The sequence below is a fragment of the Gordonia oleivorans genome (assembly GCF_040044975.1).
In the GTDB taxonomy this organism is placed as follows: domain Bacteria; phylum Actinomycetota; class Actinomycetes; order Mycobacteriales; family Mycobacteriaceae; genus Gordonia; species Gordonia oleivorans.
This window is the reverse complement of sequence record NZ_JBDZDI010000026.1, coordinates 49,006-57,472: the sequence shown is the minus strand read 5'-3', so window position 1 is coordinate 57,472 and position 8,467 is coordinate 49,006. Positions and strand designations below refer to the sequence as shown.

Annotated in this window: 9 protein-coding genes; 4 read left to right on the top strand and 5 right to left on the bottom strand. The window is 67.8% G+C overall.

Annotation, left to right across the window (positions count from 1 at the left end; translation table 11 throughout):
• Window positions 1–354: 354 nt before the first annotated feature.
• Window positions 355–612, bottom strand: a complete 258-nt coding sequence (locus ABLE92_RS23675) for a WhiB family transcriptional regulator (protein ID WP_348807262.1) — start codon at window positions 610–612, stop codon at window positions 355–357.
• A 674-nt stretch (window positions 613–1,286) separates the two neighbouring features.
• Between ABLE92_RS23675 and cofD the strand changes: the two genes are divergently transcribed.
• From cofD to ABLE92_RS23660, 3 genes are read left to right on the top strand one after another with little or no spacing between them, the layout of a single operon-like run.
• The gene (gene cofD, locus ABLE92_RS23670; RefSeq protein WP_348807248.1) at window positions 1,287–2,321 is read left to right on the top strand and encodes a 2-phospho-L-lactate transferase; all 1,035 of its coding nucleotides are present in this window, start codon (window positions 1,287–1,289) and stop codon (window positions 2,319–2,321) included.
• Complete coding sequence (locus ABLE92_RS23665) at window positions 2,318–3,661, top strand: coenzyme F420-0:L-glutamate ligase (protein ID WP_348807247.1); 1,344 nt, start codon at window positions 2,318–2,320, stop codon at window positions 3,659–3,661. The genes cofD and ABLE92_RS23665 overlap by 4 nt, the downstream gene beginning before the upstream one ends.
• Window positions 3,658–4,221, top strand: a complete 564-nt coding sequence (locus ABLE92_RS23660) for an NUDIX domain-containing protein (protein ID WP_348807246.1) — start codon at window positions 3,658–3,660, stop codon at window positions 4,219–4,221. Before ABLE92_RS23665 ends, ABLE92_RS23660 begins: the two co-directional genes overlap by 4 nt.
• 20 nt (window positions 4,222–4,241) lie before the next feature.
• Here ABLE92_RS23660 and glgC read toward each other — a convergent pair whose 3' ends face one another.
• On the bottom strand, window positions 4,242–5,456 hold the full coding sequence (gene glgC / locus ABLE92_RS23655) for a glucose-1-phosphate adenylyltransferase (RefSeq protein WP_348807245.1): 1,215 nt from the start codon (window positions 5,454–5,456) through the stop codon (window positions 4,242–4,244).
• Window positions 5,457–5,591: 135 nt separating this feature from the next.
• Between glgC and glgA the strand changes: the two genes are divergently transcribed.
• The gene (gene glgA, locus ABLE92_RS23650; RefSeq protein WP_348807244.1) at window positions 5,592–6,758 is read left to right on the top strand and encodes a glycogen synthase; all 1,167 of its coding nucleotides are present in this window, start codon (window positions 5,592–5,594) and stop codon (window positions 6,756–6,758) included.
• Between the two features lie 32 nt (window positions 6,759–6,790).
• On the opposite strand, the gene ABLE92_RS23645 is transcribed toward glgA, so the two are convergent.
• From ABLE92_RS23645 to ABLE92_RS23635, 3 genes are all read right to left on the bottom strand, one after another.
• Window positions 6,791–7,651: a putative RNA methyltransferase gene (locus ABLE92_RS23645; protein ID WP_348807243.1), complete on the bottom strand. Its 861-nt coding sequence runs from the start codon at window positions 7,649–7,651 to the stop codon at window positions 6,791–6,793.
• Window positions 7,652–7,683: 32 nt separating this feature from the next.
• Window positions 7,684–7,851, bottom strand: a complete 168-nt coding sequence (locus ABLE92_RS23640) for a DUF3117 domain-containing protein (protein WP_004019232.1) — start codon at window positions 7,849–7,851, stop codon at window positions 7,684–7,686.
• Between the two features lie 140 nt (window positions 7,852–7,991).
• Window positions 7,992–8,453: a DivIVA domain-containing protein gene (locus tag ABLE92_RS23635; protein WP_348807242.1), complete on the bottom strand. Its 462-nt coding sequence runs from the start codon at window positions 8,451–8,453 to the stop codon at window positions 7,992–7,994.
• Between the last annotated feature and the right edge of the window lie 14 nt (window positions 8,454–8,467).

The window sequence follows — 8,467 nt, the reverse complement described above, 5'->3', positions numbered from 1 at the left end:
GCGAGCTTGCGAGCGATGCGATGAGGAGGAAGACGTGGTGCTGTCAGCCCGGTGAGCACGCGCGGACGGAGTCCGCGCCAACCAACACAGCTCACCGGGCGCGCCGCTCCTGCACGACGAAGAGCGAGCGAGCTTGCGAGCGATGCGATGAGGAGGAAGACGTGGTGCTGTCAGCCCGGTGAGCACGCGCGGACGGAGTCCGCGCCAACCAACACAGCTCACCGGGCGCGCCGCTCCTGCACGACGAAGAACGAGGAGCGAAGCGACGATGCGATGAGGAGGAAGACGTGGTGCTGTCAGCCCGGTGAGCACGCGACGGCGGAGCCGTCGCCAACAAACACAGCGCCGGCACAATCAAACAATGCCGCGCTTGAGGCGTCGTCGTTCGCGTTCGGAGAGGCCGCCCCAGATGCCGAAGCGTTCGTCGTTGCCGAGGGCGTATTCGAGGCATTCTGCTTTGACTTCGCATCCGGAGCAGATGCGTTTGGCCTCGCGGGTGGAGCCGCCCTTCTCGGGGAAGAAGGCTTCGGGGTCGGTCTGGGCGCAGAGCGCGCGTTCCTGCCACTGTTCCTCGACGTTGTCGAAGAGATCGTCAAAGTCGTTGGGTACCAACGAGAGATGACGGCGCGGCCCGGAGTCGTCGGTCGGGGCGACGTCACGCGCGGGGCTCAGATACGACTCTTCCACCGGACCGAGCGAGTGATACAACCCGTCATCGATCTCACTGGAGGGTCGCGAAAGGTCTTGTGGTTCAAGGGGATTGCCGATCGGGTTGTCGAATACCATCGCCGGCGCCTCCTGCCTGGGAAGTTGTTCTTCTTCTGCTTGTTCGCGCCACGGCGTCACTGCCGCGTCACCCCATCCACCGAATTCATCATCTGTCGTTCCACCACGTGCCAGGCGTTCGGCCTGGGACCCCGATTTCGCGAGTGCCGCCAGAGCGATCATCGGATCGAACACCCGATCGAAACTGCCTCTCGTTCAGCAATTCTCGATCTCGAACCGAAAATGACACTGATGTGATTACACACGCTGGCGACCACTCCGGTCAAGCCGAGTGGAAAATCTTCTTCATACCACCGGTTCTCCGAAACGCGAGTTACGACACGTTCGGCATGGGTTTCGTCACCAATCTCACACGTCGGCGCCGACCCCACCACTCGATCCTACGGAGGTCGTGAGCCCGCGGCCGTGAATCACCACGGGCCGTATAGGTCTACCCGAACGCACGCGCCCACCCGGTGGCGGGGTACGGGTCGCCGACGCGATCACTACAGTGGATCGCTGTGAAGGTGACCGTTCTCGTCGGTGGCGTCGGTGGCGCACGTTTCCTGCTCGGCGTCCGCGAGCTCCTCGGGCCGACGCCGTTTCCCCCGGCGGCCGACCCGGGCGAGGCCGCTCCGGAGGCCTCCGCCCATGAGATCACCGCGATCGTCAACGTCGGCGATGACGCATGGATGCACGGGGTGCGCATCTGTCCCGATCTGGACACGTGCATGTACACCCTGGGCGGCGGTATCGACACCGAGCGCGGATGGGGGCGCCGCGACGAGACCTGGAATGCCAAGGACGAGCTCGCGGCCTATGGTGCGGACCCGGATTGGTTCGGTCTCGGCGACCGTGACCTGGCAACGCATCTGATCCGGACGCAGATGCTGGCGGCCGGTTACCCGCTCTCCGATGTCACTGCGGCCCTGTGCAAACGGTGGCAACCCGGGGTGCGTCTGTTGCCGGCGACCGATGACCGGCACGAGACCCACGTCCGGGTGGCCGCACCGGGTGGCACCGGACCCGACGATCAGATCGCCATCCATTTCGAGGAGTGGTGGGTTCGCTATCGGGCGAAGATCCCGACCTTCGGGTTCGCGACCCTCGGGCACGACGACACCCGGGCGGCGCCGGGTGTGCTGGATGCGATCACCGATGCCGACGTCGTGATCCTGGCGCCGAGCAACCCCGTCGTCAGCATCGGGATGATCCTGACCGTCCCGGGGGTGCGCAGCGCCCTGCGCACCACCTCGGCCCCGGTGGTCGGGGTGTCTCCGGTGATCGACAACCGGCCCCTGCGGGGCATGGCCGATGAGTGCCTCTCGGTGATCGGGGTCGAGACCTCGGCGGAGGCCATCGCCGCGCACTACGGACCGCGCAGCGGCAACGGGCTTCTCGACGGCTGGTTGATCGCCGACGGCGACGACGCGGCGGTCGAGGGGATCTCGATCGGGTCGGCGCCGCTGCTGATGAGCGATCCGATCACGACCGCACACATGGTGCGGGCGGCGTGCGCGCTGGTCGGCGTCGACACCCCGGCGGTGCGCGGATGACGCCACGCGACCACCGGGCGGGCGGGGCCATCTCGATCCGGCCGGTCACCGGTCTGCCCGAGTTCGGCCCGCACTCCGACCTCGCCGCCGAAATCCTGGCTGCCGCACCATGGTTGGCGGGCGGTGATGTCGTCGTGGTGACGAGCAAGGTGTTCTCCAAGATCGAGGGACGGATGGTGGTGGCACCCACCGACCCCGAGGAGCGGGATGCGTTGCGCCGCCGTCTCGTCGAACAGGAATCGGTCCGGGTGATCGCGCGCAAGAACCGCACCCTGATCACCGAGAACCGACTCGGCCTGATTCAGGCGGCCTCGGGCATCGACGGATCGAACGTGCCGACCGATTCCCTGGCACTGCTGCCGGAGGACCCCGATGCCAGTGCCCGGCGATTGCGGGAGGCGTTGGGCGCCCGCGGGTTCGACGTCGCGGTGATCGTCACCGACACCATGGGGCGGGCGTGGCGTACCGGGCAGACCGACGTCGCGATCGGGTCGTCGGGTATCGCGGTCAGCCATCCGTACGAGGGCGGCGTCGACGCCTACGGCAACCCTCTCCTGGTGACCGACATCGCGGTTGCCGACGAGATCGCCGCGGCCGCCGATCTGGTCAAGGGCAAACTCGCGGGTGTTCCGGTGGCGGTGGTGCGCGGCCTGAGCGTCACCGACGACGGGTCACGGGCCACCGACCTGATCCGGCCGATCGCCGAGGATCTCTTCCACCTCGGCACCGCCGAGGCCATCGAGCGGGGACGTCGTGAGGCACTGCTGACCCGGCGGTCGGTGCGGTCGTTCGACACGCGCGCGGTGTCACCCGAGGACATCCGTGCCGCCTGTGCCGACGCGCTGACCGCGCCGGCGCCGCACCACACCCATCCGGTGCGGTTCGTGTGGTTGCGCGATCCGGCACGGCGCACCGCCCTGTTGGAGGCGATGACGCGGCGGTGGCGGTCGGATCTGACCGCCGATGACAAGACCCCCGATTCCATCGAGGCCCGACTCCGGCGCGGCCGGATCCTCTACGACGCGCCAGAACTGGTGATCCCGTTCCTCGTCGCCGACGGCGCGCACGAGTATCCCGACCCGCGTCGCAACGAGTGCGAGCACACCATGTTCACCGTCGCCGCCGGAGGTGCGGTCAACGCCTTGCTGGTGGCGTTGTCGGTGCGCGGCCTCGGCAGTTGCTGGGTCGGTTCGACCATCTTCGCCGCCGACGTCGTGCGCGATGCCCTCGATCTCGGGTCGTCGTGGGAACCGTTGGGCGCCATCGCGATCGGCCATCCCACCGAGGAACTGTCGGTGCGCTCACCCGCGCCGGTCGACGAGTGGCTGGTGGAACTGTGAGTGCCGCGTCGTTGCATGCGTCGGCGGTGGAATTGCTGAGCGGATGGTCGGCCCCCGACGCCGCGCAGGATGCCCTGCGGCACACCTATCTGGCTTTCCTGGCCGCCACCGACGACGCCTGTCTGCGGGCCTGCGCGGCCGGTCATCTGACGGCGTCGGCGATCGTCTTCGACGCCGCGCGTGAGCACGTGCTGCTGACACTGCATCCGCGCGTGGGGAAATGGGTTCAGCTCGGCGGTCATTGCGAACCCGACGACGAGTCCATCACCGCGGCGGCCCGGCGCGAGGCGCGCGAGGAGTCCGGGATCGGCGACCTGGAGATCACCGGTGGGCTCGTCGCGCTGCACACTCACCCGATCACCTGCTCGCTCGGCGTGCCGACCCGCCACCTCGACATGCAGTTCGCGGTCGTCACCGCGCCGACCGCGACGGGCGCCCCGCCGCCGATCGAGTGCAGTTCCGAGTCGGTCGACCTGCGCTGGTGGCCGGTCGACGCGCTGCCCGACGCCGTCGACCACGTAACCGTGCCGGCACTGATCGGCGCTGCGCTGAGGCACTGAACCGCTGCGCCCGGACGCGCCTAGACGCGGATGTTCTTGCCGACGGTGACGACTCCCCCGGCGCTGACCGCATACTTCGCGCGATCGGCCTCGAGGTCGACGCCGAGTTGTTCACCCTCACCCACGACGACGTTCTTGTCGAGGATCGCGTGACGCACGACCGCCCCCTTGCCGATCCGCACGCCCGGCATCAACACGCTGCCCTCCACGACCGCGCCGTCCTCGATCATGACGTTGGCCGAGAGCACCGACGTGGACACCGACGCCGCCGAGACGATGCATCCGGCCCCGACCACCGAGTCCTGGGCGTGGCCGCCCTGAACGAACTTGGCGGGCGGTAGGTGCAGGGTCTCACCGCGGATCGGCCAGCGCCGGTTGTAGAGGTTGAACACGGGGTGGACCGACACCAGATCCATGTGGGCGTCGTAGAAGGCATCGAGGGTACCGACGTCACGCCAGTAGCCCTTGTCACGTTCGGTGGCGCCGGGGACCTCGTTGTCGGCGAAGTCGTACACGTAGGCGCTGCCCTGCGAGACGAAGGCGGGGATGATGTCGCCGCCCATGTCGTGATCGGAGTCGGAGTCTGCGGCATCGGCACGGATGGCCTCGACGAGCGCTTCGGTGGTGAACACGTAGTTGCCCATCGACGCGAAGGTGACCTCCGGATCGTCGGGCGTTCCGGGAGGATCCGAGGGCTTCTCGAGGAATCGGGTGATCAACCCCGAATCGTCGGAATCGATGCAGCCGAAGGCGGTGGCCTCCGCACGCGGAACGCGGATGCCGGCGACGGTCACGTCGGCACCGGAATCGATGTGGGCCTCGACCATCTGCGACGGATCCATCCGGTACACGTGGTCGGCGCCGAAGACCACGATGTACTCGGGCTGCTCGTCGTGGATGAGGTTCATCGACTGGAAGATCGCATCGGCGCTGCCGGTGTACCAGCGCGGGCCGAGCCGCTGCTGGGCGGGGACCGGCGTGATGTACTCCCCGTGAAATCCCGATGACCACCAGGTCTGACTGATGTGACGGTCGAGTGAATGCGACTTGTATTGCGTCAGAACGCAAATGCGTTCGTATCCGGCGTTGACCAGATTGGACAGGACGAAGTCGATCAACCGGTACGCGCCGCCGAACGGAACCGCCGGTTTCGCGCGGTCCATCGTCAGGGGGTACAGGCGTTTTCCCTCACCGCCAGCGAGGACGATTCCGAGCACATGCGGCTGTGATCTCACACTCACAAACTTAACCGTCAACACCCGCCCCGGCCAGGTGAACACACCACCTCGTCGGTGTGAGCTTGCAGGCGCGCCGACGACTTGACGCACTTCGATGGCGAAGAGCCGTCGCGGGCACTAGCGTCTCTAGCCATGCGGGTGGCGATGATGACACGGGAATATCCGCCCGAGGTCTACGGTGGGGCCGGTGTCCATGTAACCGAGTTGGTCAGGCATCTACGCGATCTCGTCGACGTGGACGTGCACTGCATGGGCGCCCCCCGCGATACCGCCGAGGTCTACTCCCCCGACCCCGGACTGGCCGGCGCGAACGCCGCGATCACCACGTTGTCGGCGGATCTGCGGATGACCGTCGGGGCCGCCGGAGCCGACCTGGTGCACTCCCACACCTGGTACACCGGGCTCGCCGGGCACCTGGCCGGTGCGCTCTACGACGTGCCACATGTGTTGACCGCACACTCACTGGAGCCGATGCGGCCGTGGAAGGCCGAACAACTCGGCGGCGGATACCGGGTGTCGAGTTGGGTCGAACGCAACGCCGTCGAATACGCCGATGCGGTGATCGCCGTCAGCACCGGCATGGCGGGCGATGTCTGCGCCACCTATCCGCGCCTCGATCCGGAACGAGTTCACGTGGTGCGCAACGGAATCGACACGACGCAGTGGTATCCGGTGGATGACCCCTTCGGTCCCGAGTCCACCTTGACCGCACTCGGTGTCGACCCGAACCGTCCGATCGTGGCCTTCGTCGGGCGCATCACCCGGCAAAAGGGTGTCGCCCACCTCGTCGCCGCCGCCCATCATTTCGATCCCGAGATCCAGTTGATCCTGTGTGCCGGCGCGCCGGACACCCCGGAGATCGGTGCCGAGGTCGAGGCCGCGGTGTCGGCGTTGTCGGGGTCACGCGACGGCGTGTACTGGATCCGGGAGATGCTGCCCCATCCGCGTATCCGCGAAATACTGACCGCAGCAACGGTTTTCGTATGCCCATCGGTGTACGAGCCACTGGGAATCGTCAATCTCGAGGCAATGGCGTGCTCGACGGCGGTGGTGGCGTCGGCGGTCGGCGGCATCCCCGAGGTGGTCGTCGACGCCGTGACCGGGGTGCTGGTCCCCTATGACCCGGCGGACCCGGTCGCCTTCGAGCGCGGACTGGCCGACGGCGTCAACACCGTGAGCGCAGATCCGGCGTCGGCGGCTGCCATGGGCCGTGCCGGGCGGGAACGTGCGGCCACCGAATTCTCCTGGGCGACGATCGCCGAGCAGACGCTGGGGGTCTATCGGGCCGCCGCGCGGTAGCCGTCGAATTCTCCGGACCACCATCGCCGTCATCACCGGCCGGCGGTCCGCGGCCGGCACACGGTGATCGTGACCGCGCACGTCACCTCGATCGGCCCACCGGCCTGCGCCACCCACTGTGCCGCGAGTTCGTCGATGTGCGCGCGTGGGTGATGAAACGCCGACGGCCCCATCGCCACCAGATCGGCGATGACGGGTGCGTCGACGACGACGGCCGATCGCACCGACCGACGCCCGAGGATCTCGAAATCCGGTTCCATCGCCGCCTCGATCCGGGTGTCCTTGTCCGGCGCGACATTCAGCATGCCCATCGGCGCGATGAGTTCGTGCAGGTGGTCGGCCTGCGGGGAGACGATCACCAGGTGACCGTCGGGTGTGAGCACCCGTGCGGTCGCCGTCGCATTGCGGGGCGCGAACACCGACAGGGCCAGTGTCGCGGTGGCATCGCCCATCGGGATCGACCGCCACACGTCGGCGACGACGGCGACTGCGGCGGGGCGCTCCCGCATGACCGCGCGGGCACAGTATTTCGACAGATCGAACACCACTCCGCGCGCGTCCGGGAGCCTGCGCAGACACGCCCGCAGATACACCCCCGGCCCGCCTCCGAGATCGACGAGGACCGGCGAGGGTTCCGGCCCGACGAGGTCAGCGACCACGTCGGCGGTGGCCGCGACGACGGCGTCGAGGACACCGGCCTCATGCACGCGCAGTCGTGCGGCGACCATGTCGGCGGTGTCGGCACGGAGAGCGCCGGATTTCCCATCCAGCAGAGAGACGTAACCCTGACGGGCGATGTCGAAAGAATGACGCCGATCGCAGCGCAGTGCGCTGCGATCGGCCATCAGTTCCAGCGGCCCGGTACACACCGGGCATCGGAAGGACGCAACCATCTCGGCCAGGGCCGAGATGCGGTCGGGCCCGGTCAGCCGGTGACCCCGCGCAACTCCTCACCGAGTGCGGCGGCCTCGTCGGCGGTCAGTTCGACCACCAGACGTCCACCACCCTCGATCGGAATGCGAACGACGATCCCACGTCCTTCCTTGGCCGCCTCGAGGGGCCCATCCCCAGTCCGTGGCTTCATCGCCGCCATTCTCAAACTCCCTTCAGAGTTCTGTGTCGCCGAGTGCATCCGGCAACCACGACGATCGACTCTCGGCCGGTCATGGTGGCTGCCGCCACAGTCATGATACGTGGCCGCGTGGGCCGGACCGCGCGGAGGCGGCCCGTGTGTCAGGGTTCGGGCACGTCATCGGCGTCGGGGGTGATCGTGTCGGCGTCGGTCGGCGCCGCGGCGGGGCCGGTGACCGGCTGCACCGGAGCGCTGTCGGTGGCGGCAGGTGCGGCGTCATCGGCCTCGTGCCGCCCGAGAATCCCCGCCGAGGGGTACCCGACCGAGACCGTGTCACGCGCATCCTGCAGCTGTTGAACCAACGCACGCAGATCGTCGATCTCGTCGGCCAGCCGCGCCAGCGCCCAGTCGACCTCACTCTGCTTGTAGCCACGCACGGTGAGCGCGAAGGTGAGCGCACGAACGTCGTATCCGTGGATCCCGTTGCGTGGCAGACGCGTCAGCGTGGCCGAGTCGTCGATCGGCGGCAGATCTTCGCCGCGGCCGAAGACGAACCAGACCACGGCGAAGATGACGGCCACCACGACAGCCATGATCAGCAGGTACAGCAAGAGGGTCTGCATCAGACCATCGTGTC